At 68.4% G+C, this 24,516-nt stretch carries 23 protein-coding genes and 1 pseudogene; 8 read left to right on the top strand and 16 right to left on the bottom strand.

What is annotated here, in order from left to right; all coding sequences use genetic code 11:
* Positions 1–6 precede the first annotated feature (6 nt).
* The 3 genes from WG924_RS08480 to WG924_RS08470 are packed head-to-tail and all read left to right on the top strand — an operon-like array spanning position 7 to position 4,828.
* Complete coding sequence (locus WG924_RS08480; protein WP_345932581.1) at positions 7–1,251, top strand: MFS transporter; 1,245 nt, start codon at positions 7–9, stop codon at positions 1,249–1,251.
* Positions 1,248–3,041 carry an ABC transporter ATP-binding protein gene (locus WG924_RS08475; protein WP_345932580.1) on the top strand — a complete coding sequence of 598 codons (1,794 nt, stop codon included), beginning with the start codon at positions 1,248–1,250 and terminating at the stop codon, positions 3,039–3,041. The genes WG924_RS08480 and WG924_RS08475 overlap by 4 nt, the downstream gene beginning before the upstream one ends.
* Entirely contained in the window at positions 3,038–4,828 is a 1,791-nt protein-coding gene (locus tag WG924_RS08470) for an ABC transporter ATP-binding protein (protein WP_345932579.1), read from the top strand. Before WG924_RS08475 ends, WG924_RS08470 begins: the two co-directional genes overlap by 4 nt.
* A 130-nt stretch (positions 4,829–4,958) precedes the next feature.
* On the opposite strand, the gene WG924_RS08465 is transcribed toward WG924_RS08470, so the two are convergent.
* The 6 genes from WG924_RS08465 to WG924_RS08440 all read right to left on the bottom strand — a co-directional run bounded on the left by WG924_RS08465 (position 4,959) and on the right by WG924_RS08440 (position 10,622).
* Positions 4,959–5,732, bottom strand: coding sequence for a succinate dehydrogenase iron-sulfur subunit (locus tag WG924_RS08465; protein ID WP_345932578.1), 774 nt, complete (start codon positions 5,730–5,732; stop codon positions 4,959–4,961).
* Between the two features lie 46 nt (positions 5,733–5,778).
* On the bottom strand, positions 5,779–7,569 hold the full coding sequence (gene sdhA, locus WG924_RS08460) for a succinate dehydrogenase flavoprotein subunit (RefSeq protein WP_345932577.1): 1,791 nt from the start codon (positions 7,567–7,569) through the stop codon (positions 5,779–5,781).
* 5 nt (positions 7,570–7,574) lie between these two features.
* Positions 7,575–7,955 carry a succinate dehydrogenase, hydrophobic membrane anchor protein gene (gene sdhD, locus WG924_RS08455; protein ID WP_345932576.1) on the bottom strand — a complete coding sequence of 127 codons (381 nt, stop codon included), beginning with the start codon at positions 7,953–7,955 and terminating at the stop codon, positions 7,575–7,577.
* A gap of 100 nt (positions 7,956–8,055) precedes the next feature.
* Positions 8,056–8,442 carry a succinate dehydrogenase, cytochrome b556 subunit gene (sdhC, locus tag WG924_RS08450; RefSeq protein WP_345932575.1) on the bottom strand — a complete coding sequence of 129 codons (387 nt, stop codon included), beginning with the start codon at positions 8,440–8,442 and terminating at the stop codon, positions 8,056–8,058.
* Between the two features lie 227 nt (positions 8,443–8,669).
* Positions 8,670–9,737 (bottom strand): MaoC family dehydratase, encoded by a 1,068-nt coding sequence (locus WG924_RS08445; protein ID WP_345932574.1) that lies wholly within the window; start codon positions 9,735–9,737, stop codon positions 8,670–8,672.
* Positions 9,738–9,749: 12 nt separating this feature from the next.
* Positions 9,750–10,622, bottom strand: coding sequence for an HpcH/HpaI aldolase/citrate lyase family protein (locus WG924_RS08440; RefSeq protein WP_345932573.1), 873 nt, complete (start codon positions 10,620–10,622; stop codon positions 9,750–9,752).
* Positions 10,623–10,952: 330 nt separating this feature from the next.
* Between WG924_RS08440 and pdxY the strand changes: the two genes are divergently transcribed.
* Positions 10,953–11,819, top strand: a complete 867-nt coding sequence (pdxY, locus tag WG924_RS08435) for a pyridoxal kinase (RefSeq protein ID WP_345932572.1) — start codon at positions 10,953–10,955, stop codon at positions 11,817–11,819.
* Positions 11,820–11,859: 40 nt separating this feature from the next.
* On the opposite strand, the gene WG924_RS08430 is transcribed toward pdxY, so the two are convergent.
* Positions 11,860–12,879, bottom strand: a complete 1,020-nt coding sequence (locus WG924_RS08430) for a zinc-dependent alcohol dehydrogenase family protein (RefSeq protein ID WP_372044884.1) — start codon at positions 12,877–12,879, stop codon at positions 11,860–11,862.
* A gap of 150 nt (positions 12,880–13,029) precedes the next feature.
* Between WG924_RS08430 and WG924_RS08425 the strand changes: the two genes are divergently transcribed.
* Positions 13,030–13,953 carry a LysR family transcriptional regulator gene (locus WG924_RS08425; protein ID WP_345932571.1) on the top strand — a complete coding sequence of 308 codons (924 nt, stop codon included), beginning with the start codon at positions 13,030–13,032 and terminating at the stop codon, positions 13,951–13,953.
* Here the strand turns inward: WG924_RS08425 and WG924_RS08420 are convergent.
* Both WG924_RS08420 and WG924_RS08415 read right to left on the bottom strand, forming a co-directional pair.
* Positions 13,938–14,288 carry a helix-turn-helix domain-containing protein gene (locus tag WG924_RS08420; RefSeq protein WP_345932570.1) on the bottom strand — a complete coding sequence of 117 codons (351 nt, stop codon included), beginning with the start codon at positions 14,286–14,288 and terminating at the stop codon, positions 13,938–13,940. The two genes, WG924_RS08425 and WG924_RS08420, sit on opposite strands and share 16 nt — an antisense overlap.
* The gene (locus WG924_RS08415; protein WP_345932569.1) at positions 14,288–14,824 is read right to left on the bottom strand and encodes an Lrp/AsnC family transcriptional regulator; all 537 of its coding nucleotides are present in this window, start codon (positions 14,822–14,824) and stop codon (positions 14,288–14,290) included. The genes WG924_RS08420 and WG924_RS08415 overlap by 1 nt, the downstream gene beginning before the upstream one ends.
* 234 nt (positions 14,825–15,058) lie before the next feature.
* Here WG924_RS08415 and WG924_RS08410 point away from each other — a divergent pair, with 234 nt between their 5' ends.
* Genes WG924_RS08410 through WG924_RS08400 form a run of 3 tightly spaced genes read left to right on the top strand, consistent with a single transcriptional unit; the run spans position 15,059 to position 17,525 of the window.
* The gene (locus WG924_RS08410; RefSeq protein ID WP_345932568.1) at positions 15,059–15,847 is read left to right on the top strand and encodes a YqcI/YcgG family protein; all 789 of its coding nucleotides are present in this window, start codon (positions 15,059–15,061) and stop codon (positions 15,845–15,847) included.
* A 3-nt stretch (positions 15,848–15,850) separates the two neighbouring features.
* Positions 15,851–16,177 carry a cupin domain-containing protein gene (locus WG924_RS08405; RefSeq protein WP_345932567.1) on the top strand — a complete coding sequence of 109 codons (327 nt, stop codon included), beginning with the start codon at positions 15,851–15,853 and terminating at the stop codon, positions 16,175–16,177.
* Between the two features lie 19 nt (positions 16,178–16,196).
* Positions 16,197–17,525: an APC family permease gene (locus WG924_RS08400; RefSeq protein ID WP_345932566.1), complete on the top strand. Its 1,329-nt coding sequence runs from the start codon at positions 16,197–16,199 to the stop codon at positions 17,523–17,525.
* Here the strand turns inward: WG924_RS08400 and WG924_RS08395 are convergent.
* From WG924_RS08395 to rplS, 7 genes and pseudogenes are all read right to left on the bottom strand, one after another.
* A complete protein-coding gene (locus tag WG924_RS08395; RefSeq protein WP_345932565.1) occupies positions 17,482–18,390 on the bottom strand; it encodes a LysR family transcriptional regulator in 909 nt (302 codons plus the stop codon). The two genes, WG924_RS08400 and WG924_RS08395, sit on opposite strands and share 44 nt — an antisense overlap.
* A gap of 107 nt (positions 18,391–18,497) precedes the next feature.
* The gene (locus WG924_RS08390; RefSeq protein WP_345932564.1) at positions 18,498–19,103 is read right to left on the bottom strand and encodes a 2OG-Fe(II) oxygenase family protein; all 606 of its coding nucleotides are present in this window, start codon (positions 19,101–19,103) and stop codon (positions 18,498–18,500) included.
* A gap of 63 nt (positions 19,104–19,166) precedes the next feature.
* Positions 19,167–20,255 carry an aspartate-semialdehyde dehydrogenase gene (locus WG924_RS08385; protein WP_345932563.1) on the bottom strand — a complete coding sequence of 363 codons (1,089 nt, stop codon included), beginning with the start codon at positions 20,253–20,255 and terminating at the stop codon, positions 19,167–19,169.
* Between the two features lie 189 nt (positions 20,256–20,444).
* On the bottom strand, positions 20,445–21,554 hold the full coding sequence (leuB, locus tag WG924_RS08380) for a 3-isopropylmalate dehydrogenase (RefSeq protein ID WP_345932562.1): 1,110 nt from the start codon (positions 21,552–21,554) through the stop codon (positions 20,445–20,447).
* Positions 21,555–21,662: 108 nt separating this feature from the next.
* Complete coding sequence (leuD, locus tag WG924_RS08375; RefSeq protein ID WP_345932561.1) at positions 21,663–22,277, bottom strand: 3-isopropylmalate dehydratase small subunit; 615 nt, start codon at positions 22,275–22,277, stop codon at positions 21,663–21,665.
* Between the two features lie 51 nt (positions 22,278–22,328).
* Entirely contained in the window at positions 22,329–23,732 is a 1,404-nt protein-coding gene (gene leuC, locus WG924_RS08370) for a 3-isopropylmalate dehydratase large subunit (protein WP_345932560.1), read from the bottom strand.
* 372 nt (positions 23,733–24,104) lie between these two features.
* Positions 24,105–24,479: pseudogene (rplS, locus tag WG924_RS08365) on the bottom strand (50S ribosomal protein L19); the annotation flags it as partial.
* Positions 24,480–24,516: the final 37 nt, after the last annotated feature.

The raw sequence follows: 24,516 nt of genomic DNA, 5'->3' as shown, positions 1-24,516 counted from the left end.
GCGGACATGACCCGACATCATCACTCCGCCAATGCCGCCGCCGCGCCCGCCGATCGTCTCGGCGGGCGCGTGCGGCTGCTGCTCGCCAGCCTCTACACCACCCAGACGCTGGCGCTGATGTTCTTCGTGGCGGCGCTGATCGCCATCCTGGCTGATGGCGGCGCCAATGCCGACCGGCTGACCCTGGTCTATATGCTGGGGCTGGTCTGGCCGCTCAAACTGCTCTGGGCGCCGGTGATCGACCGCTGGCGACTGGGGCGCGTCGGGCATTACCGCGGCTGGGCGATGGTCTCACAGACGGGCATGGTCGCGGTGCTGGTGGTGATGGCCGCGTTCGATCCGCTGGCCGATTTCGCCGTGGTCTATGGCTTGTGCCTGGCACTCGCGCTGCTCTCGGCCACACAGGATGTCGCGGTCGATGGGCTGGCCTGCCGGCTGCTGCCGCCGGGCGCGCGCGGCCCCGGCAATGCGCTGCAGATTTCCGGCGGGCTGCTCGGCACCATGCTCGGCGCGGGCGGTGTGCTGGTGCTCTATCCGTATCTGGGCTGGGTGGGGGCAATGGCCCTGCTTGGCGGGATTACCGCCGTCAGTCTGGTTCAACTGGCGCTGTACCGCGAGCCCGACACCGTGGCGGCGGTGGTCGCGGGGCCGTCGTGGCGGGCACGGCTGGCCGGTCTCGGCCGCCGGCGCGCGATCGGCTGGGCGGTGCTGCTGCTGATCTGGCCGGTGGGGGCGGGGATGGCCTATGCCCTGATCATGCCGGCGCTGGTCGCGGCCGGCTGGCCGCTGGACCGGATTGGGCTGGTGGTGAATGTGGCGGGGCCGGTCGCCGGTATCGCCGGCGCGCTGCTTGCCGGCCGGATCGCCATCCGCATGGGGCGGCGGCGGGCGCTGATCGCGGCGGCCATGGTCCAGCTTGCCGGGATCGCGGCCGTGGCGCTGCCGGTGCTGGACGGCGCCTGGGTCGGGCCGGCGGCGGTGGCGGTCTGCCTCTATTTTCTGGCCTATAACCCAGGGGCCACGGTGATGGCGATGGTGATGATGGACCGCGCCTCGGTGGCGCGCCCGGCCACCGATTACAGCGTTCAGTCGGCGCTGCATGCGGGGATGGGCATGGGCTCGGTCTCCGCGGGGGCGGCGATCGCGGCGGCGACCGGGCCGGCGACCACGCTGTGGGTGGCGGTGGCCGCCGGGGCGCTGGCGCTGGCGGTAAGCCTGCTGTTCCGCCCGACGGCGGAGAGCGGGCGATGAGTGCCGCTCCCTGGCCGATCCTGGCGCCGGTGCGTCGCCGCATCGCCGTGGCCATGGCGCTGTCGGGCCTGTCGGCGGTGATGGCGCTGGCGACGCTGGTGCTGATCGCCGCCGCCGTGGCGCGGCTGCTGGTGCCGGGCATGCCAGTGCCGGGCGCCGACGTGCCATGGTCGCTGGACGGCCCTGTCGCCTTCTGCACACTGGGCGCCTTGTGCACACTGGCCGCCATCGGCCTCAGGCTCGCGGCCTTCGGGCAGTCGCATCGGGCGGCCTTCCGGCTGGAACTGCTGCTGCGCCGGCGGCTGGCCGCCCATGTCGCCACCCTGCCCATGGGCCGGGTGCAGCAGATCGGCCCGGCCGCCATCGCCAAGGTGATGCAGGACGATGTGAAGGCGCTGCATGTCTTCGTCGCCGACGCGACACCGCTTTATGCCCGCGCGGTGGTGATGCCGGCGGCGACGGCGGTGGCGCTGGTCGTGCTCGACTGGCGTTTCGCCGCGGCGGCGCTGGCGGTGGCGGCTGCCGGCATCGTGGTGATGGCGGTCGCCATGCGCGACGGCGGCGTGTTGATCCGCGCCTATCATGCCGCACGTGAGCGGGTGTCGGCGGCGGTGATCGAGTTCGTGCAGGCGATGCCGGTGGTGCGCACCTTCGATGCCGGCCATGACAGTTTCGGCCGCTATCAGCGGGCGCTGGATGCCTATCTCGCGATGCTGGTGCTGTGGTACCGCCGCTCGGGGCTGGCGGCACGGGCCTCGCTCGCCATCCTGGCGCCGCTGCCGACGCTTGCCGTCCTGCTGGCGGTTGGCTTGTGGACGGGGGCGGGCGACGATCAGGGGCCGTGGCTCGCGGCCCTGCTGACCGGCACCGGCATGGCCGAGGCGATGATGCCGGCCATGGCGCTGCGCGACATGGTCGCCCGTGCCGGCCTCGCCGCCGCCCGCATCGCCGAAATTGTGGCCGAGCCGCCCATGGCCGTCCCCGAACCCGGCCCTGCCGGCCAGGCGGTGCCGCGGGGGCTGGACCTGTGCTTCCAGGATGTGGGCTTCCGCCATGCCCCCGACGAACCGCCGGTGATCGAGGATCTGAGCGTCACCATCCCCGCCGGCAGCGTCACCGCCCTGGTCGGCCCGTCGGGGGCTGGCAAGAGCACGATCGCGGCACTGCTCTGTCGCTTCCACGACGTCACCGCCGGCCGGATCACCATCGGCGGCGTCGATCTGCGCGACCTGCCGCCCGAGCGGCTGGCGGAACTGGTCGGCTTCGTGTTTCAGGACAGCTTTCTGTTTGCCGGCAGCATCGCCGACAACATCCGCCTGGGCCGGCCCGATGCGCCGATGGCGGCGGTGATCGATGCGGCCCGCGCCGCCCGCGCCGACGATTTCATCCGGCGGTTGCCGCAAGGATATGACACGCCGGCGGGCGATCGCGGCGTGTTCCTGTCAGGGGGGGAGCGGCAACGGATCACCATCGCCCGCGCCCTGCTGCTCGACCGGCCGATCCTGGTGCTGGACGAGGCCACCGCCTTCGCCGATGCCGGAAACGAGGCGGCGCTGATGGCGGGGCTGGCGGCGCTGATGAGCGGCCGCACGGTGATCGTGGTGGCTCACCGCCTGTCGACCATCCGGGATGCCGACCGCATCCTGGTGCTCGATCGTGGCCGGCTGGTCGAGGCCGGCAGCCATGCAGCCCTGCTGGACGAGAACGGCCTCTATGCCCGGCTGTGGCGCGCCCATGAACGGGCGCGAGGCTGGACCATCGGCGGACACCACCACGGAGAACCGGCATGACCAGATCTTCCGGATCGAACGGGATCGGTGGCGATGTGGTGCCGCTGCGGCACACGCTCGGCCGGCTGTTCGCGGCGATTGGGCCGCATGCCCCGGCCCTGCGCCGGGCGCTGGCCGGGCTGGTGGCTGCGGCGGCGGTTCAGGGGGCGGCGCTCGCCCTGCTGGCACCTCTGCTGCAGGCGGCGCTGGGCGATGGCGGGACCGTTGCGGCGGCACCCTGGTTCGCCGGGTTCTGCGGGCTGGCGGCGCTTGCCGCCGTGCTCCGCTGGCGGGCCCAGGGCTTCGATTATGGCGGCGACATGGCCCGTGCCACTCATGATCTGCGCAGCCGCCTTGGCGACCAGTTGCGTCGGATGCCGCTCGACCGGCTGCAGGACCGGCGGTCGGGCGAGGTGAACGCCGCCCTGCTCGGCAATGTCGACGAGACCCTGCATCATGTGCTGACGGTGGCGAATCTGCTGGCCCAGGCGGTGGTGACGCCGATCGTGGCGGCGGCGGGCCTTGCCTTTGCCGACTGGCCGGTGGCGTTGGCGCTGGCGGCGGTGTTTCCGCTGATCCTGGCCCTGACCCGCTGGCGGCGGCCGGGCCAGGGCTCCCAGATGGACCGTCTGGCCCGGGCCCATGTCCGCACCGCCGCCGATATCGTGGAATATCTTCAGGGGCTGGCGGTGCTGCGGGCTGCGGGCCGGGCGGGCGTGCGGGCGGCGGCGCTCGATGACGGGTTCACCCGGCTGGAAGCGGTGCAGGTGGCGGATCATCGCCGCGCCACGGGACCGAACCTGACGGTCGCGACCGCGGTCGAACTGGCCCTGCTCGCCGTTGCCGGCCTCGGCATCTGGCGGGTGACGGCCGGGCTGCTCGACCCGGCGGTTCTGGCGGCGGTGCTGGTGGTGACCGTGCGCTTCGCCGAACCGCTCGCCACCGTCACCGCCTATACAGTGGTGATCGATCTGATCGAGGCGGCTCTGGTCCGGATCGAGGCGCTGATGGCGGTGCCGCCGCTGCCGGTACCGGAGCGGCCATTGCGGCCAGCGCGGTTCGATGTCGGCTTCGATGCCGTCACCTTTGCCTATAATGGCGGCACCCAAGGCGACCGCACGCATGCACCCGCGTTGCGTGCCGTCTGTGCGCATCTGCCCGAACGCAGCCTGACCGCTCTGGTCGGGCCATCGGGGGCCGGCAAGACCAGTATGGCGCGGCTGATCCAGCGCCATGGCGAAGTGACGGCCGGGCGGGTCGCGATCGGCGGTGTCGACGTTCGCGACATCGCGCCCGATCATCTCGACAGCCTGGTGTCGGTGGTGTTCCAGACGGTCTATCTGTTCGACGACACCGTGCTGGCCAATATCCGCATGGGCCGGCCCGGGGCCGATGACGCGGCGGTGCTGGCCGCGGCCCGCGCCGCCCAGTGCGACGGCTTCATCGACCGCCTGCCCGCCGGCTGGCAGACCCGGCTTGGCGAGGGCGGCGCCCGGTTGTCGGGCGGAGAGCGCCAGCGCATCGCCATCGCCCGCGCGCTGCTCAAGGACGCACCGATCGTGATCCTGGACGAGCCGACCGCGGCGCTCGACACCGAAAGCGAGGTGGCGGTTCAGGCGGCGATCGACGCGCTGCTGCGCGACCGCACGGTCATCGTCATCGCCCATCGTCTGTCGACCATCGCCGGTGCCGACCAGATCCTGGTGCTGGAGGCGGGCCGGGTGGTGCAGCGGGGGCGCCATGACGCACTTCTGGCGGTGCCGGGGCGCTATCGTGACCTGTGGCGGGCCTCGACTGGTTCCGGCTGACCGGCCGCGACGTCGGGCCAGACAACGCCAACATCGTGCAAAAAAAACGGCCGACCCTGTTCCCGGGGCCGGCCGTTTTCCTGTGGGGGATGTCGTCCCGCCTCAGCGGCGGGCAACCATCCGTCCCGCCTCAGCGGCGGGCAACCATCATCTTCTTGATCTCGGCGATCGCCTTCGCCGGGTTCAGGCCCTTGGGGCAGGTCTTGGTGCAGTTCATGATCGTGTGGCAGCGATACAGCCGGAAGGGGTCTTCCAGGTTGTCGAGCCGGTCGCCGGCATCCTCGTCGCGGCTGTCGGCCAGCCAGCGATAAGCCTGCAGCAGAATGGCGGGGCCCAGATAGCGTTCCGGGTTCCACCAATAGCTGGGGCAGCTTGTGGAGCAGCAGGCGCACAGAATGCACTCATACAGCCCGTCGAGCGCTTCGCGCTCTTCCGGGGTCTGAAGCCGCTCACGTGCCGGCGCCGGGCTCTGGCTGCGCAGCCAGGGCTTGATCGACGCATACTGCGCATAGAAGTTGCTCATGTCGGGGACAAGATCCTTCACCACCTGCATATGGGGCAGGGGGTAGACCTTGACCTCGGCCTTCACGTCTTCCATCGGCTTCAGGCAGGCCAGCGTGTTCGTGCCGTCGATGTTCATCGCGCACGAGCCGCAGATGCCTTCACGGCATGACCGGCGGAAGGTCAGCGTGGGGTCGACCTCGTTCTTGATCTTGATCAGCGCATCCAGAACCATCGGTCCGCAGTGATCCAGATCCACCTCATAGGTGTCCACCGACGGCGTCTCGCCGCTGTCGGGGTTCCAGCGATAGATCTTGAACACCTTGATGTTCTGGGCGCCGTCCGCCTTGTAGGTCTTGCCCTGGCGGATCTGCGAATTCTTGGGAAGGCGGAATTCAGCCATCGCTCGTCTCGTCCTCAGTCGCGGTGGGTCGATGAATGACTGCGCGTCAGTAGACGCGCGCCTTCGGCGGGAACACCTCGACCTCGTTGGTCAGCGTCGTCATATGCACCGGGCGATAGTCGAACGAGACCTCGCCGGCATCGGTGCAACAGGCGACCGTGTGCTTCATCCAGTCCTTGTCGTCGCGGTCGGGATAATCCTCGCGGGCATGGGCGCCACGGCTTTCCGGCCGGTTGGCGGCACCGGCGATGGTGACCAGCGCCTGCCCCAGAAGATTGTCCAGTTCCAGCGTCTCGACCAGATCCGAGTTCCAGATCAGCGAGCGGTCGGTGACCCGGATGTTGTCGCGCTGGTCATAGATCTTGTGCATCTCGGCCAGGCCGCCATCCAGCACCTCGCCGGTGCGGAACACCGCGCAGTTGTTCTGCATGGTGCGCTGCATCTCGTCGCGCAGCTCGGCGGTCGAGACGGTGCCGTTGGCGTGGCGCAGCTTGTCGAAGCGGGCGATCGCACGCTCGGACGCGCTGGGGCCAAGCGCCTTGTGGCTCTGGCCGGGGGTGACGATCTCGGCGGCGCGGATCGCGGCCGCGCGACCGAACACCACCAGATCGAGCAGCGAGTTCGAGCCCAGGCGGTTGGCGCCATGCACCGACACGCAGGCCGCCTCGCCGATCGCCATCAGACCGGGCACCACCGCGTCGGGATTGTCGCCGTCGGGGCGGACCACCTCGGTGCGGAAATTGGTCGGAATGCCGCCCATGTTGTAATGCACGGTCGGCAGCACCGGAATGGGTTCACGCGTCACGTCCACCCCTGAGAACACCTTGGCGGTCTCGGCGATGCCCGGCAGGCGCTGGTGGATGATGTCGGGATCCAGATGTTCCAGATGCAGATGGATATGGTCGTTGCGCTTGCCGACGCCACGGCCCTCGCGGATCTCGATGGTCATGGCGCGGCTGACGACGTCGCGCGAGGCCAGATCCTTGGCCGACGGCGCATAACGCTCCATGAAGCGCTCACCGTTGGAATTGGTGAGATAGCCACCCTCGCCGCGCACACCCTCGGTGATCAGGCAGCCGGCGCCATAGATGCCGGTGGGGTGGAACTGCACGAACTCCATGTCCTGCAAAGGCAGGCCGGCGCGCAGCACCATGGCGTTGCCGTCGCCGGTGCAGGTGTGGGCCGAGGTGCACGAGAAATAGGCCCGGCCATAGCCGCCGGTGGCGATGACCACCAGATGCGAGCGGAAGCGGTGCAGGATGCCGGTCGCCAGATCCCAGCTCATCACGCCGCGGCAGACGCCTTCGTCGTCCATGATCAGGTCGAGCGCGAAATGCTCGATGAAGAACTCGGCGTCGTTCTTCAGCGCCTGCTGATACAGGGTGTGCAGGATGGCGTGGCCGGTGCGGTCGGCGGCGGCGCAGGTGCGCTGGGCGCGGCCCTCGCCGAAGCGGGTGGTCATGCCGCCGAACGGGCGCTGATAGATCTTGCCTTCGTCGGTGCGCGAGAACGGCACGCCGAAATGCTCAAGCTCGATGATCGCCGGGATCGCCTCGCGGCACATGTATTCGATGGCGTCCTGATCGCCCAGCCAGTCCGACCCCTTGACGGTGTCGTACATGTGCCAGCGCCAGTCGTCCTCGCCCATATTGCCAAGCGCCGCCGAGATGCCGCCCTGGGCCGCGACCGTGTGGCTGCGGGTGGGGAACACCTTGGTGATGCAGGCGGTCTTCAGCCCCTTGGCGGCCATCCCCATGGTGGCGCGCAGGCCGGCGCCGCCGGCGCCGACGACCACGATGTCGTATTCATGGTCGATGATCTTGTAAGCCATGGTCATTGCGTTCAGCCTCCGAAGGCAAGCTTGAGCACGGAGACGACGCAGGCGAGGCCGACGATGATGACCGCGAAGGTCATGGCTGTCAGCGACGCGACCTTGACCGCCTCGTTGTGCACGTAATCCTCGATCACGACCTGAAGCCCCAGCTTGGCATGCCAGAACAGCGCCACCAGGAAGGCGATCATCAGCGCGGCCGACACCGGCGACGACAGCCAGCCCACGATCTCCAGCCGTCCGGCGCCGAGATGGGCGATGATCGAAATCACGAACCACAAGGTCAGCGGCACCATGGCGGCGGCGGTCAGCCGCTGCATCCACCAGTGATGAACACCTTCTTTCGCCGAACCCAGCCCGCGGGCGCGGGCAAGCGGATTGCGCAAGCTCATCTTGATCGTCCTCAAACCAGCCGCAGTATCTGCAGTCTTTTGTCACCCGGCAGCCATGCCCGTCATCCGCGGGGTCCGGCGTGTCGCGAACCTCGTGCGGTCAGACCGCGAGACCGATGATCCAGGCGATCAGCGTCAGCGCGACGGCGGCGACCAGCACGATACGGCCCATCTTCTCCGCCGTCTTGATGTCGAAGCCGTGGCCGGTATCCCAGACCAGATGCCGGATGCCGTTCGCCAGGTGATAGAACAGGCACAGCGTCCAGCCGAACATCACCAGCATGCCGAACCACGAGCCGAAAAAGCCCTGCGCGGTTTCAAAGGCGCCGGCGCTGGTCGCGGCGGCAATCAGCCACCAGGCGAGCAACAGGGTGCCGACACTCAACACCACGCCGGTTGCGCGGTGCGAGATCGACATGAGCGCCGTCATAGGCAGGCGATAGACCTGCAGATGCGGCGAAAGAGGTCGGTTGTCGGTCTTGGCCATGGGCTTCTAGAACCTGCACTCCAGGGGCTCATCCCGGTCCGGCGGGGCCGCCGGCCAGGTGGCTCAACGTTTATGGCTTGAAAACGCACGCCTTTCGTCACGCCGTACTGAATAGGCCCAGCCGCCGCTCAAGTCAACGAAAGCCCGGCAAAAGCGGCGCCGGCCGGGGCATATCCCCCGATGCCGGTCGCCGCCCCGCCGATTGTGGACACGGGCGGCCCGCCGTCTCAGCCACGGCGTGGCATCAGCACGGTGTAATCTAGATCAAGAACCACATCGGACAGATATTTTCCGTCGGAATCTTTCAGCGGCCAGTCGGCGGCCGCCCGGTTCTTGACGGCAATAAGACGCAATCTCAATGCGCCCAGATCACCACGCCCGGGCATCGGCTCGGCCGACAGCACCTCCGACCAGGCATGGATGGTGTCGCCGGCGAAGGTGGGGTTGGCATGGCTGCCGGCATTGATCGCGGCGATCCGGACCACATTGGCCAGACCGTTGAAGCTCAGCGCCCGCGCCATGCTGATGATGTGGCCGCCATAGATCAACCGCCGGCCGAAGCGGTTCTGCCCGGCCTCAAGCTGGTTGAAATGGACCTTGGCGGTGTTCTGATACAGCCGGGTGGCCAGCATGTGCTCGGCCTCCTCGATCGTCATGCCGTCGACATGGTCGATCCGCTCGCCGGGCTGGTAGTCCTCGAAACAATGCGGCTCGCCCGACAGCGCCAGATCGAAGCCGCGCGCGTCCAGGCCCTGCGGCACCGCCAGATCGGCGGTGGCGACGGTGGCGGGGATGTCGGTGGGGGGGCAGTTATGGGTGGCTGCAATGTCGGTGCCGGGCGCGCGGCGGCGCACCATCACCCAGCGCACGTAATCCAGCACCATCTGCCCGTGCTGGTTGGTGCCGGTGGAGCGCACCCAGACCACACCGGTCTGGCCGTTGGCATTGGGCTTCAGGCCGATGACGGTGGAGGTGGTGGCCAGCGTGTCGCCGGGAAACACCGGCACGCCGAAGCGGCCGCCGGCATAGCCCAGATTGGCGACCGCGTTCAGCGACACATCGGGCACGGTCTTGCCGAACACGATGTGGAACACCAGCAGATCGTCGATTGGCGCCTGGTCCAGCCCCAGGCCACGGGCGAATTCCGCCGAGGAATTCACCGCGAAGCGGGTGCCGTAGAGGGCGGTATACAGCGACTGGTCACCGGTGGTGACGGTGCGCGGGGTGGCATGGATGATGGTCTCGCCGAGGGTGAAATCCTCGAAGAACCGGCCGGAATTGGTTTTCTGTGCCATCAGGCGCCGTCCTCAACCCAGAGCCTTGATCTGCTCGGCCATGTCGAGCATGCGCCGGGCGCCGACCACGTGCAGGTTCTCGACCAGCTTGCCGTTGACCACGACCACGCCCTTGCCCTCGGCCATCGCGGCGTCATAGGCAGCGATGATCTTGTGGGCCTGGGCCAGATCGTCGGCGCTGGGGCCGAAGGCCTCGTTGGCGGCGTCGAGCTGCTTGGGATGGATCAGGGTCTTGCCGTCCATACCCAGCTCGGCGCCCTGGCGGCAGACCCGGGCGAAGCCCTCGGCATCGTCGAGGTCCAGATGCACGCCGTCCATGATCGCCAGATCGAAGGCGCGGCCGGCCAGCACGCACAGCGACAGGCTGGCCAGGAACGGCAGCCGCTCCGGCGTATGGGCGCAGTGCAGATCCTTGGCCAGATCCGACGTGCCCAGCACCAGCCCGGCCATGCGCGGGGTGGCGCCGGCCACCTCTTCGGCGCGCAGGATGGCGAGCGGGGTTTCCATCATCACCCACAGCTTCAGATCGTCGGGGGCGCCGGCATCGCGCAGCACCGCTTCGGCCTGTCGCACGCCCTCGGCGCCCTCGACCTTGGGGATCAGCACGCCGTCGGCGCCGCTTTTGGCGGCCGCGACCAGATCGGCATGACCCCAGGGTGTGGTCAGCGCGTTCACCCGCATGATCAGCTCGCGATTGCCATAGCCGCCTTCGGCCAGCGCCGCGACGACATTGGCGCGCGCGGCTTCCTTGGCATCGGGGGCGCAGCTATCCTCAAGATCCAGGATCAGCGCGTCGGCGGCCAGGCCGCGGGCCTTGTCGAGCGCGCGGGTGTTGGCGCCCGGCATGTACAGCATGCTGCGGCGGGGGCGATTGGTCTTGGCCATGACGAGACATCCGAAGCTTGAGGTGAGACGGTACCCGCGGCCGGGCAGGCGGATTGCCGCGCGCCCGACCAGAACGGTTCGCGCGGACTATAAACCAGCTTGCGGCATCGCGAAAGCATTGCGCCGGACCCTACCGCGACGCAATAAAGTTGCTGATGTCTCGTGCAAATTCCGCGCGGGCCATGCCCATGCGATGGTGGCGCGCCGGGGTTGAACCGGGACCAGTCCCCGTGTCAGCATCCACCCGTACCAGCATCCACCCGTACCAGCATCCACCCGTACCAGCATCCACCGGCCTGCACATCATGCATCCCTTCAGGAGTACCGCCGATGACTGTCCTCAGCATCCAGTCGCGGGTGAGCTTCGGTCACGTCGGCAACAGCGCCGCGACCCTGCCGCTCGAACGTCTGGGCCGGGATGTCTGTGCGCTGGATACCGTTCGTTTCAGCAGCAATCCGCGCTATGCCGGCTGGCGGGGCACCGTCACCGACCCGGCGGAACTGCGCGGGCTGATCGAGGGGCTGGACGCCCTGCCGGATGAAGCCGGCGGCGGGCTGGGCTTCGTGCGCGCGGTGCTGACCGGTTATTTCGGCAGCGCCGCCCAGGTGGCCGTGGCGGCCGAGGCGGTCGACCGGGTGCGCCGGCGGGTGCCGGGGGCGTTCTATCTGTTCGATCCGGTGATCGGCGACTATCCCGCCGGCCGCTATGTCCAGCCGGGTGTCGCCGAGGCGATGGTCGACGAGCTTCTGCCCCGCGCCGATCTGGTGGTGCCCAATCATTATGAACTCGACCACCTGACCGGTGCCCGCACCACCACCCGCGCCGAGGTGATCGCGGCGCTGGACCGGCTGGCCTCGATGGGGCCCGAGATGGCGGTGGCGACCTCGGTCCGGGTGGCTGAAACCGCGCCCGGCTCGGTCGAGGTGATCGCGGTGGGGCAGGCTGGCCGCTTCCGCATCGAAACCCCGCTGGTGCCGGCGCATTTCTCGGGCACCGGCGACATGTTCTCGGCCGTGCTGCTGGCCGACCTTCTGGCCCATCGCGACCTCGCCCGCGCCATCCGCCGCGCGGTCGCCGCCACCTATGCCGTGGTCGAGGCCAGCCGCAACATGGGCGGCGCCGAACTGGCGCTGGTCGCCGCCCAGGATCTGATCGTCACCGCCGATCCCGACGGGGTGGCGGTTCATCCGTTGTAGACGGCGGCTGGCGGGATCGGCGCGTTCCAGCCGGGCCGCCTCAGGGAAGTTCGATCACGACCTTGCCGAACGGGCCCCGATCGAGATGATCGAGTGCTGCCGACAGCTCCGCGAACGGATAGCGGGTATCGATCACCGGCTTGATCCCGGTCCGGTCGACCGCGCGGACAAGACGCGTCAAGGCATGACGACTTCCCGTGCCGATCCCGTGAATGGTGACGTCCTTCAGCATCAACGGCATGGCCGGCGCGCTGACGTCGAAGCCGTCGAGCGCGCCGATCTGGCAGATATGCCCGCCCACGGCGGCCACCTGCACTGACCGGGCCAGATGCGATCCGCCGATCACCTCAAGGATATGGTCGGCACCGCGATCGCCGGTGGCGGCGTAAACCGCCTCGACCCAATCCTCCCGCGTTTTGTCGATATAATGATCGGCGCCGAGCGCCCGGGCGCGCTGGCCGTTCTCCGGAGCGCCGGAGACGATGACCTCGGCACCGTTCGCCTTGGCGATCTGCAGGCCGAACAAGGCCACGCCGCCGGTGCTCGGGATGAGCACGGTGTCGCCGGCACGCACGCCTGCGCGTTCCATCAAGGCGAACCAGGCGGTCACGCCGGCGCATGGCAAGGTGGCCGCTTCCACGTCGTTCAGGGTCGCCGGGGCGCGCACGAACCAGTCTTCCGACATGGCGACATATTCCGCAAGCACGCCCGGATAATAGCCGCCAAGCGTGCGGTAGGCCGGCGTCCGCGCATCACCGGGCCGAAGCCCGTCGATCCAGTCGGGCGTGAAGGTCGAGATGACCCGGTCGCCAGGGGCAAACCGCGAGACGTTCCGGCCGATCGCCAAGACCTCTCCGGTCAGATCCGATCCCGGCGTGAAGGGGAAGCTGATCGGCAGGCCCCGCCCGCTCTCGATCACCATCTTGTCGCGATAGTTCAGGGCGACGGCCTTCACCTTCACGAGGATATCATGATCCCCCGGTGACGGGATCGCGGCCTCCTTCAGGGCCAGCCGATCGCGGCCGATGGCGTCGATCTCCCAACGCAGCATTGTCTTCATGATAAGGCTCTCCGAATGCGAACCGCCCCCGCCTGTCGGATTGGCGGGAGCAGCGGGTTGACTGATCTTCGGGAGAGCACGCTGACACAGGCGATTATAGATAATAATCCGCTATAATCAGCATGGGTTGTTGGTTCCAGAGGCATCAATATGCGGGGCGGAGACTATGTCGAACTCACGGCGTTCCTGAGCGTCGCCGAGGAGCGGAGCTTCAGACGGGCTGCGGCGCGACTGGCGATGTCGCCATCGGCGCTCAGCCATACGATTAGATCGCTGGAGGAGCGTCTGGGCGCGCGGCTGCTCAATCGGACAACGCGCAGTGTCTCGTTGACGGAAGCCGGCCAGTCATTGTTCGCGCGCCTGCGCCCGGCCATGGACGAGATCGGTGCCGCCGTGCAGGACGTCAGCGACCACCAGAGCCGGCCGCGGGGCGTGGTGCGGGTGAACCTGCCGCGCATCGCCGCCCGTCTGTTGATCGCGCCCATGCTGGCAGACTTCACGCGCCGCTATCCTGATGTGCGGCTCGACCTGGTGATCGACGACGACATCACCGATATCGTGGCGCATGGCTTCGATGCCGGCATACGGTCCGGCGGCCTGGTCCAGCAGGACATGATCGCGGTCAGGCTCACGCCCGATCTGCGCATGGCGGTTGTGGGGGCACCCGCATATGCCGTTGCGCGGCCGCCGATCCGGACCCCCCATGATCTGGTTCATCACGCCTGTCTCACCTATCGGTGGAGCGAGACGGGCATCCTGCAGCGCTGGCAGTTCGAGGGGGCCGACGGCCCTGTCACCATAAAGGTCGACACGATCGTCTCCGCCAACGAAACCGACCTGCTGCTTGCCGCCGCCGTGCAGGGCGCGGGCATCGCCTATCTTGAGGAAAGTCTCGTGGCACCGCACCTTCGGCGCGGTGGCCTGATCCGTATGCTCGATGACTGGTGCAAACCGTTTCCTGGCCTGCATCTGTATTATCTCAACAAGCCGCATATGCCGGCAGCTCTCAGGGCGTTCATCGACGTCATGAAGTCGCAGGCCCATCGTGGTCCGGATGATCACACCAGCGCCTGAACCCCTTTCTTCCGCACGATCGTCAGCAGTTTCAGGGCCGGGCCGCCTGGCTTCTTCACGCCGCGTTCCCAATCGGATATCAGGTTGCGGCTGACATTCAGATGGCGGGCGAACACCGGCTGAGACATCTGCTCGCGCTCACGCAATGCCCGGATGTCGTCGGGAGACATCGGCAGCACGGGCGCGAGGCAGGCGGTATCGAAATCGCGCATCGTCTTGCGGTCGATCGCCCCGGCGTCGTACAGAGCTTCCATGATCTCGTGGATCGCGGCGAAGGCGTCACTCTTGTATGGGCCGCTGGTGGCGGCACGCGGCCGGGGCTTTCTGGTCGCCATCACCCGCCATCCTCCCGCCGCCAGCCATCCAGGATGATGGCGGTGGACACCGATTTCACCGCCGGGTGACGGAGCATATGGGCGCGGGTGGCATCCAGCGCCGTGACCGACAGGCAATGGACCAGCACGAACACGTCGGGAGAGCCGGTCACCGCCCAGGCGGCGAGGCATTCCGGGCGCTGGCGCAGCGCCGCCAGCAGCGGGCCGTAATGGCCCGAGCGGCCGACCAGCGTGAACAGCGCGTCAACCCCGCGCGCGGCGCCGGCGGCCTGCCCCTGTTTGGGAAGGGCTGTTTCGACCGTGTAGCGGCGGATGATGCCGCGCGCCTGAAGCCGGTCCATACGCCGCTTCACCGACGGCCGCGAGGTGCCGGTCATCGCGGCCAGTGTGCTGATGCTGCGGCGGGCGTCTTCTTTCAGCAGGTCCAACAGGTGACGATCGCTGTCGGTCAGCACCGGTTCACGCGCCGATGCCGCGGGTGCATTGGTCGGGCCGGATGTCGTCGGGGGTGGGCCGTCTTTGTCCTGATCAGGCATGGGCATGGGATGATCTGTCGGGTGCACAAGGCGGGGGAATATAGACGTAGTTCGGGTGCATTCAGAACGCTTTGCTTTCATTATGGTACAGACTGTTCAATTCGGAGTCTGGTTCAGAATCACCACAGGCGGTTAATAAGGCGTTAAGACGGCTATTGCAGCCAATGGTTGAAACGCACCGGATCACGCCCGACATCGGCGCGGCCCGGCCGCTTATCGCAGGATCTGCGACCCATGTTCCCCATGCCATATCAGAGCCGTGCCGAGATTGCGGCCGACCGGGTGGACGAGGCCTGCGCGCCCTGGCAGCGCGTGGTGTTCGATGAATTCGCCGCCACCATCGCCAGTCCGCAGCGCCCGTTCCCTTGTGTGTTCGGCGTTGCCGGTTTCGCTGCCGACCAGTTGCGCTATGTGTTCATCGACGATGCCGGCCCCGATGGCGTTCGCCAGTTGGGCAAGGCGCTGCGGGCCTTCATCGCCCGGGCGCGCGGCATCGGGCCCAATACCTCGCTGGTGGCCTTCTTCCGCCCCGACGTGCCGGGCGACATCGAAGACTATCGCCGCCGGATGTGGACGGTGCTGAACGGTCTGGCCGCGATCGACGACCAGCCCTGGCCCGCGGATGTGCCGGGCGATCCCGATGATCCCTTGTGGGAATTCTGCTTCGCCGGCGAGCCGGTCTTCGTGGTCTGCAACACCCCGGCCCATGTCGCGCGCCAGAGCCGGCGGGCGAGCAGCTTCATGCTGACCTTTCAGCCGCGCTGGGTGTTCGACCGCATCCTTGGCACCGACGCGGCCGCCGATGTCGCCTTCGCCAAGGTCCGCCGTCGGCTGGCGGCCTTCGACATGCTGCCGGCCTCGCCGGATCTGGGCCGTTATGGTGCGGCTGGAATCCGCGAGCACCGGCAGTATTTCCTCGACGACGCCAACCGCCCGGCGCCCGCCTGCCCGTTCCGGGGCCAGGATAGCGCCGGCGCCGGGGCGTCGGCCAAGATGTCGGCCAGGATGTCGGAGGGGGTGTGAGCCATGGTCCGCATTCATGCCAGCCAGATCACACCCCCGGCGCTGCCAGCCCTGATCCGCCGGCTGATGCCGGCGCAGGGCAGTGTGGAGGTGCAGCATGACCAGCCCGGCAAATGCCATGACTGGCACGCCCATCCGACGGATGAGACCCTTGTCGTTCTGGATGGCGGGTTGCGGTTCTATTGGACCGGCGGCGAGCGGCTCTGCGGTCCGGGAGACGTGATCCACCTGCCGGCCGGCACCCGTCATGGCTCGGAGGCGCTGGCGGCCGGGGTGACATATCTGATCGCCCCGGTCATCGTGGCGCTGGACCCGGCCGCCGCCGCATGACCAGACCAGGGGAGGCCCCATGACTGCCAGGACCGAAACCGCGCCGTCCGACCTGCGCCGCAGCCTGGGCACGGTGAAGGGCGCCGCCGTGATGTTGAACATCGTGCTGGGCGCGGGGCTGCTGATCCTGCCCGGGCTGGCGGTGCGCCGGGCGGGCGATCATGCCCTGATCGCCTGGGGCCTGTGCGCGCTGGCGGCGCTGCCGCTGCTGGCGGTGTTCGTCATCCTGGGGCGGCGGTTCCCCGATGCCGGCGGCATCGGCCATTTCGCCGCCCGCGCCTTCGGCCCGGCGATGGCGCCGGCGGTGTCGTTCATCCTGCTGGGGGCGGTGGCGATCGGCCTGCCGTCGATCGCCCTGACCGGCGGCTATTATGCCGCTGGCGCCGTTGGCGGCGCGCCGCATCTGTGGGCGGCGGGGCTGGTGGTGGCCGGGCTGCTGTTGAACCTGCTGTCGGCGGAACGCGCGGCCCGGGTCAATCAGGCCATGGCCCTGGTGCTGCTGGTGCTTCTGGGCGCCATCGCCGTGACCGGCGCCGTGCTGGTGCCGCCATCGCCGGCCGCCCTGCCGCTGCTGCCCGAAGGCGGGCTTCGGGCGATCGACTGGGGGCTGGCGCTGGCGCCGTTCATGATGATCTTCTTCGCCTTCACCGGCTGGGAGATCGCCTCCAACCTGTCGGAGGAGTTCAGTGATCCGCGCCGTGATTTCCCGCGCGCGATGTTCCTGTCCTTCGCGGTGGCGGTGGCGCTGTATCTGGTGATGGCCTGGATCGCCCAGACCCGCGACCTTGGCGGCCGGTTCGAAACCCCGTTCGCCGCGATCATGGACGGCCGCTTCGGCGCCATCGGCGGCCGGGCGGTCGCCGCCGTGGTGGTTGTGATGATCCTGGCCAATCTGGCGGCCGCGATCTGGGGTGTGTCGCGGATGATCTTCGCGCTGGCACGCGACCGCACCCTGCCTCACGGGTTGGCGGGGTTGCGCCAGGGCCAGCCGATGCGGGCGGCGCTGGTGCTGGTGACGGTGCTGCTGGCGGTGATCGCCGCCGATGCCGCCGGGCTGACCGGGGTTGAAACCCTGCTGGCGATTGCCGGCCAGAATTTCCTGATCCTGTACGGGGTTGCCGCCGCCGCCCTGTTGAGGCTGGCCGATGGCGGCGGTATCGGCCTGTGGGCGGGCCGCCTGCTGGCCGGGCTGTCGGTGCTGCTGGTGGTGGCGCTGGCGCTGGCCCAGGGTGGATCGCTGATCTATCCGCTGGTGCTGTCGGTGCTGGGATGGCTGGCCCATCGCCATGCCCGGCGCCGCGATATCACGGGCGGAGGACGGGCAGGGCTTCGACCAGAAAATCGATGAAGGCCCGCACCCGCGCCGCCAGATGCTCGTGGCCCACATAAAGCGCGTGGATCGGCTCGATATCGCCGGGATTGTGGTCGTCGAGCACGACCACCAGCCGGCCGGCATCGATATCGGGCTGAACATGAAACCGGCCCAGCCGCGCCAGCCCCACCCCGTCCAGGCACAGCCGGCGCATGGTGGCGCCATTGTTGACCAGCAGATTGCCGCCGACCGGCCGCGACCAAAGCGTACCCGTGGCCGGGTCGCGGAACGGCCAGTCATCGGTGCTGCGGCGGAAATTGAACCGCAGGCAGTTATGCCGGTCCAGATCGGCCGGGGTCTGCGGCGTGCCGTGGCGGGCCAGATAATCGGGGGCGGCCACGATCATCCGCGGGCTGTCGAGGATGCGGCGCGCCTTCAGGCTGCTGTCGCCGAGCGGGCCTGAGCGGATCGCCACATCGGTGCGGGCATCGACCAGATCGATGATGCCGTCCGACAGCGACAGATCCAGTTCCACCTGCGGATAGCGCGCCATGAACCGCGGCACCAGCGGCACGATCTGGCTGACGCCGAAGGCGACCGACGCACTGACATACAGCCGCCCGCGCGGTGCCAGCCGGGCACCGCCCGCCACCGCGCGTTCCGCCTCGGCGATATCGGCCAGGATGCGACGGGCATGGGCCAGATAGACCTCGCCCTCGGCGGTCAGTTGCAAGGCGCGGGTGGACCGCACGAACAGCCGCGTGCCCAGCCGGTCCTCCAGCCGCGTCACCAGTTTGCTCACCGCCGATGGCGACACGCCCAGCAGCCGGCCGGCGGCCGAGAACCCGCCCTGATCGACCGCCGTGATGAACATCTCCATCTCGCCGGCGCGGTTGTCCATGACGCGTGCGGCCCCCTCAGCCGGTCACCCATGATTTCAAGTCACCATGGGCCGCCTATTCTGCCAGACAGAGGTGGGGATGCTCAAGCGGCATGTCGCCGCCGGCGTCAGACGAAGCCGGGGCCGTGGACCCAGGCGACCAGGCTGTAGCGCTGGCCCCGGGTGACCGGGGTCACCTCGTGGACGACATAGGACGGGAAGGCGATGGCGGTGCCGCGACGGCGGGGGCCGGTGATCGGCACCGCCTGCGGTTCCAGCACCAGATCGCCGCCGACATAGTCTTCGGGCGCCGATAGTTGGATCGACACGCCCAGCTTGCGGCGCCGGGCGCGGGGGCCCTCGCCGCGATCGACATGGCGGATATAGCCGCCGGCATCGTCGCCGTCATAGCGGGCGATCTGCAGGGCCTCGTCGAAACCGTAGAGCACGAAGCCGAAGCGGGTGCGGTTGAACACCGCCACCACCTCGGCCATCCGCCGGTCGATGCGTGCCACCAGCGCCGGCTCGCCGCCGGTGTCGCCATCCAGCCACAGCACCCGCGAGCGGCGGATACCGGCCGACTGCACCCCCCGGATCAGTGCCGCGCTATGGCCGCCTTCCGCCTCGAACAGCCGGATCAGCGCGTCGCAGTCGGCCGCATCCAGCACGTTGTCGAGGGCGGCGAACCCGGCCGGGCGCAGGCCGGTGGCCGGATAGACCGCTTCGTCGCGCAAGGGTGGGGCCGGAGGGGGGAGGATTGTGGCGTCGTTCGAGGATGGCCCCATCTGCGGTTCCGTTCAGGCGTCGGGGGTGGATGCATCCGGCCGGGGCGTACCCGGCTGGCCGTGGCTCAGGCGCGGGGTCAGATGATCGCGCAGCAGCGCCTCGGCGATCTCCACCGCGGTCAACGCCTGGCCGCGATGCAGGTTGTCGGCCACCAGCCACAGGTCCAGGGTGGTCGGGTCGGCCTGGTCGCTCATCAGCCGCACGACATAGACCGGAGACTCGCCCACGATCTCGATCGGGGTGGTGGGGCTGTCGGCATCGGCCTCGGCGCCGGGGGCGGGCGCCGTCACCGCCAGACCCGGCGCCGAATGCAGCGCGTTCCAGGCGGCGGCGGCGTCGACGCTGTCGCGGAAGGTGACCGACAGGCCGATGGTGTCGCCGATGAACACCGGCACCCGCGCGGTCACGACGCGCGCGGCGATCGCCGGGCCGACCACGGCGCCGATGGCGCCGGCGATCTCGTGCTCCTCGCGCGTGCGGCCGCTGGCGTCCTCGGCATCGGCGCCCAGCACGTTGAAGGCGATCTGCTTGGTGAACTGTTCCGGATCGCGGCGATTGCCGATGAAGACGTCCTTGGTCTGGGTGAACAGCTCGTCCATCGCCGCGCGTCCGACACCCGACACCGATTGCAGCACCGTGGCGGTGACCGAGGCCACCGGCACCAGATCGTCCAGTGGCTTCAGGACCATGGCGATCATCACCGCCGCCGCCGGCGGGCAGGCGACGGCGCGATGCCGGCTCCAGGCACGCAGCGCGCGCGGGTTCACCGGCACCAGCGCCTGGGGCACGCCGTCGATGGCGCGATAGGCGCCGGTCAGATCGACGACCACCGCGCCGGCGGCCGAGACCCGGGGCCCGTGAACCTTGGCGATGGCGGGCAGGCCGGCAAAGATCGCGATGGTGATGGTCGAGAAATCGGCATCGGCGAGCCTGGTCACGGAAATCTCGGCGTCGTCTCCGAAGGTCAGCGTCTCGCCCCGCTGCACCTCGGTTTCCAGTGCCCGCACCCGGTCGGTGCCCAGCCCCCGCGCCGCCAGAACCTGGAGCACTTCACGTCCGGTGGCGCCGGTGGCACCGATCACCGCGATCACGTCGGTCATCACGTTATCCTTGAAGTCGAACTTGACGTCGAAATAGGCGGCGCCCGCAGGCCACGGCCGAAGCCATGATCTGCGGGCGCCTGATGCGTCGGTCGGGGTCTGATGTGGGCGGCCCGCCCCGGTTTGGGAAGGGGCGCCCCGATCAGCGGCCGACGAATGGTGCGTTGCGGTCTGGATATCCGGCGAGGGTCAGCCGAGCTTGCCCAGTTCGCGGATAATCGCCTCACCCATCACCGTGGTCGACACCTGGGCCATGCCCGGCTGCATGATGTCGCCGGTGCGCAGGCCGCTCTTCAGCACGTTGCGCACCGCCTGCTCGACCATCTCCGCCTCGGCGTCCATGTCGAAGGAATAGCGCAGCATCATCGCGAAGGACAGCACCGTCGCCAGCGGATTGGCGACGCCCTGGCCGGTGATGTCGGGGGCCGAGCCGTGGACCGGCTCATACAGCGCGCGGCGGCGGCCGCTTTCATCCGGATCGCCCAGCGAGGCCGAAGGCAGCATGCCCAGCGAGCCGGTCAGCATCGCGGCCTCATCCGACAGAATGTCGCCGAAGATGTTGCCGGTGACGATCACGTCGAACTGCTTGGGATTGCGGACAAGCTGCATGGCGGCATTGTCGACATACATATGGCTGAGCTGGATGTCCTCATAGCCCTCGCCATGGAGCTTGATGACCTCTTCGCGCCACATCTCGGTGGTCTCAACCACATTGGCCTTGTCGACCGAGCACACCTTGCTGCCGCGCTTGCGGGCCAGATCGAAGGCGATCCTGGCCACCCGGCGGACTTCCGGCGAGGTGTAGACCATGGTGTTGACGCCACGGCGGGTGCCGTCGGGCAGGGTTTCCACACCGCGCGGGGTGCCGAAATACAGATCGCCGGTCAGCTCGCGGATGATCAGGATGTCGAGCCCGGCCACCACCTCATGCTTCAGGGTCGAGGCATCGGCCAGCTCGTCGAACACGATCGCCGGGCGCAGATTGGCATAGAGCTGCATTTCCTTGCGCAGCTTCAGCAGGCCGCGCTCGGGGCGGATCTCGAAGGGCAGCGGCTCCCATTTCGGGCCGCCGACGGCGCCCAGCAGCACCGCGTCGGCGCCCATGGCAAGATCAAGGGTCTTGTCGGCGAGCGGCACGCCATAGGCATCGATGGCGCAGCCGCCGACCAGATCTTCCTCGATGTCGAAGCCGAGCCCGCGCTCGCGCTCGAACCAGCCGATGATGCGGCGCACCTCGCCCATGACTTCGGGGCCGATGCCGTCGCCCGGCAGGATCAGCAGCTTCTTGTTGGCGGCCATGTCGCGTCCGTCTTTCTGAGAGGGGGAGAGCAGATCTTACAGGGGTAGGGAACCGGCCGCGGCGGGGGCCAGCGGCCGGTCGGTCGGCTGGTTGATCAGTTCAGCGGGTCACGAGGCATACAGCCAGGGCTGGCTGGCCTTCTGGCGGGCCTCGAAATCGCCGATACGGCCTTCAGACTTCAGGGTCAGGCCGATATCGTCCAGCCCTTCCAGCAGGCAGTGGCGGCGGAAGCTGTCGATCTCGAAGCGGATCGGATCGCGGCCGGCGGCGCGGATCTCCTGCGCCTCCAGATCGATCGTCATCACCGCCGTCTCGGGGTTTTCCGCCACCGGCATCAGGCTGTTGACCTGGGCCTCGTCCAGTTTCACCGGCAGGATGCCGTTCTTGAAGCAGTTGTTATAGAAGATGTCGGCGAAGCTGGGGGCGATGATGCAGCGGATGCCGAAATCGAGCAGCGCCCAGGGGGCATGCTCGCGGCTGGAGCCGCAGCCGAAATTGTCGCCGGCCAGCAGGATCTTCGCGTCGCGCCAGGGAGCCTGGTTCAGCACGAAATCGCCGGTCTCGTTGCCGTCGCGGTCATAGCGGACATCCGAGAACAGGCCGACGCCCAGCCCGGTGCGCTTGATGGTGGTCAGGTACTGCTTGGGGATGATCAGATCGGTATCGATATTGACCCGCGGGAACGACGCGGCGATGCCGGTCAGGGTGGTGAACTTGTCCATGGGATCGGGCTTTCTGAAGGGCTTGAGCCAGAGGGCGGACCCGGTGCGGGATCAGAGGCTGCGGACATCGGCGAGCGTGCCGGCCACGGCTGCCGCCGCCGCCATGCCCGGGCTCATCAGATGGGTGCGGCCGCCACGGCCCTGGCGCCCTTCGAAATTACGGTTCGAGGTCGAGGCGCAGCGCTCGCCCTCGCCCAGACGGTCGGCGTTCATCGCCAGACACATCGAGCAGCCGGCGTCACGCCACTCAAAGCCGGCCGCGACGAACACCTTGTCGAGGCCTTCCGCCTCGGCCTGCTTCTTCACCAGACCCGACCCCGGCACCACCAGCGCCTGCACGCCGGCCGCGACCTTGCGGCCGCGGGCAACGGCCGCCGCCTCGCGCAGATCCTCGATCCGGCCATTGGTGCACGAGCCGATGAACACCTTCTGCACCGGCACGGTGGCAAGGGCGGTGCCTGGCTCCAGGCCCATATATTTCAGCGCCCGTTCCATCGCGGCCCGGCGCATCGGGTCGGCGATATCGGCCGGGTTCGGCACCTGACCGGTGATCGGCGCCACGTCCTGCGGGCTGGTGCCCCAGGTCACCTGCGGCGCGATATCGGCGGCATCGAGGGTGATCTCGCTGTCGAAGACAGCACCCTCATCCGACACCAGACCGCGCCAATAGGCGGCGGCCTGTTCGAACAGATCGCCCTTGGGCGACATCGGCCGGTCGCGCAGATAGTCGATGGTCTTCTCGTCGACGGCGATCAGCCCGGCGCGGGCGCCGGCCTCGATCGACATGTTGCAGACCGTCATCCGGCCTTCCATCGACAGGCCGCGGATCGCCGAGCCCGCATACTCCACCACCCGGCCGGTGGCGCCGCCGGTGCCGATGCGGCCGATGATCGCCAGCACGATGTCCTTGGGGCCGACGCCCGGCGCCAGCGTGCCCTCGACATTGATCCGCATGGTCTTCGACGGCGACTGCACCAGGGTCTGGGTCGCCATCACATGCTCGACCTCGGAGGTGCCGATGCCGAAGGCCAGGGCACCGAAGGCGCCGTGGGTGGAGGTGTGGCTGTCACCGCAGACGATGACCGTGCCGGGCAGGGTGAAGCCCTGCTCGGGGCCGATCACATGCACGATGCCCTGACGGTCGTCCATGATCGGGAAATAGGGCACGTCGAAGGCGGCGCAGTTGCTCTCCAGCGTCTCGACCTGGGTGCGCGAGACCGTGTCGGTGATGCCCTGGGCGCGCTTGATCGTCGGCACGTTATGGTCGGCCACCGCCAGCAGCGTGTCGAGCCGGCGCGGCGTGCGGCCGGCGGCGCGCAGGCCTTCGAAGGCCTGGGGGCTGGTGACCTCGTGGATCAGCATGCGGTCGACATAGATCAGGGCCGAGCCGTCCTCGCGGCTCTCGACCATGTGGCTGTCCCAGATCTTGTCATACAGGGTGCGTGGGGCGGACATCGGTTCCTCGTTCACACTCGGGTGGCAGCCAGGGCAGCGCGGGGACCACGCCGGTCGCGATGAACCGCGACACTTTGCTTCACATCGGCTGCGTCGAGGGCAAGAATAATATGTTGCCGTCCACTTGGGAAGCGGAAAGAAACGTTCTAAATCATAGACTTAACTGATGGGGCGCCATTTTGGTATACCAATTGGGCATTCCGGCAACAGCCAAATGGCGCCGGCTGCCGCGATCACGCCGCCCCTGCACCCGCACACGGCCCATACGAAAACCGCCGGCCACCTCGTGCAAGGTGGCCGGCGGTTCCGGTGTCAGAGCTCCGTCCGCGATCGGTCGTGATCGCGCGGTCGCGGGCCAGATCAGTTCGCCGCAACCTTGGCCGGACGGGTGTCGCGGCGCTCGGCGATACGGGCCGACTTGCCGGTCCGGCCGCGCAGGTAATACAGCTTCGCGCGACGCACCCGGCCGCGGCGCACCACGTCGATGCTCTCGATCAGCGGGCTGAACAGCGGGAACACGCGCTCCACGCCCTCGCCATACGAGATCTTGCGGACGGTGAACGACTGGTTCAGCGAACCGCCCTTGCGGGCGATGCACACGCCCTCATAGGCCTGCACGCGCTCGCGGTTGCCTTCAACCACGCGCAGATTCACGCGCACCGTGTCGCCGGGCTCGAAATCCGGCACGGGGCGGGCGGCGGTCAGCTGCGCGATCTGCTCCTGTTCGAGCTGCTGGATGATGTTCATCGCACCCTACCTTTTTCGACGTCAGCGAGGCGGCGAC

Origin of the sequence: Tistrella arctica (assembly GCF_039630945.1) — a bacterium.
GTDB classification, from domain to species: Bacteria; Pseudomonadota; Alphaproteobacteria; order Tistrellales; family Tistrellaceae; genus Tistrella; species Tistrella bauzanensis.
Note: the sequence above shows the minus strand (reverse complement) of the source record. Positions and strands in the feature narration are given on the sequence as shown.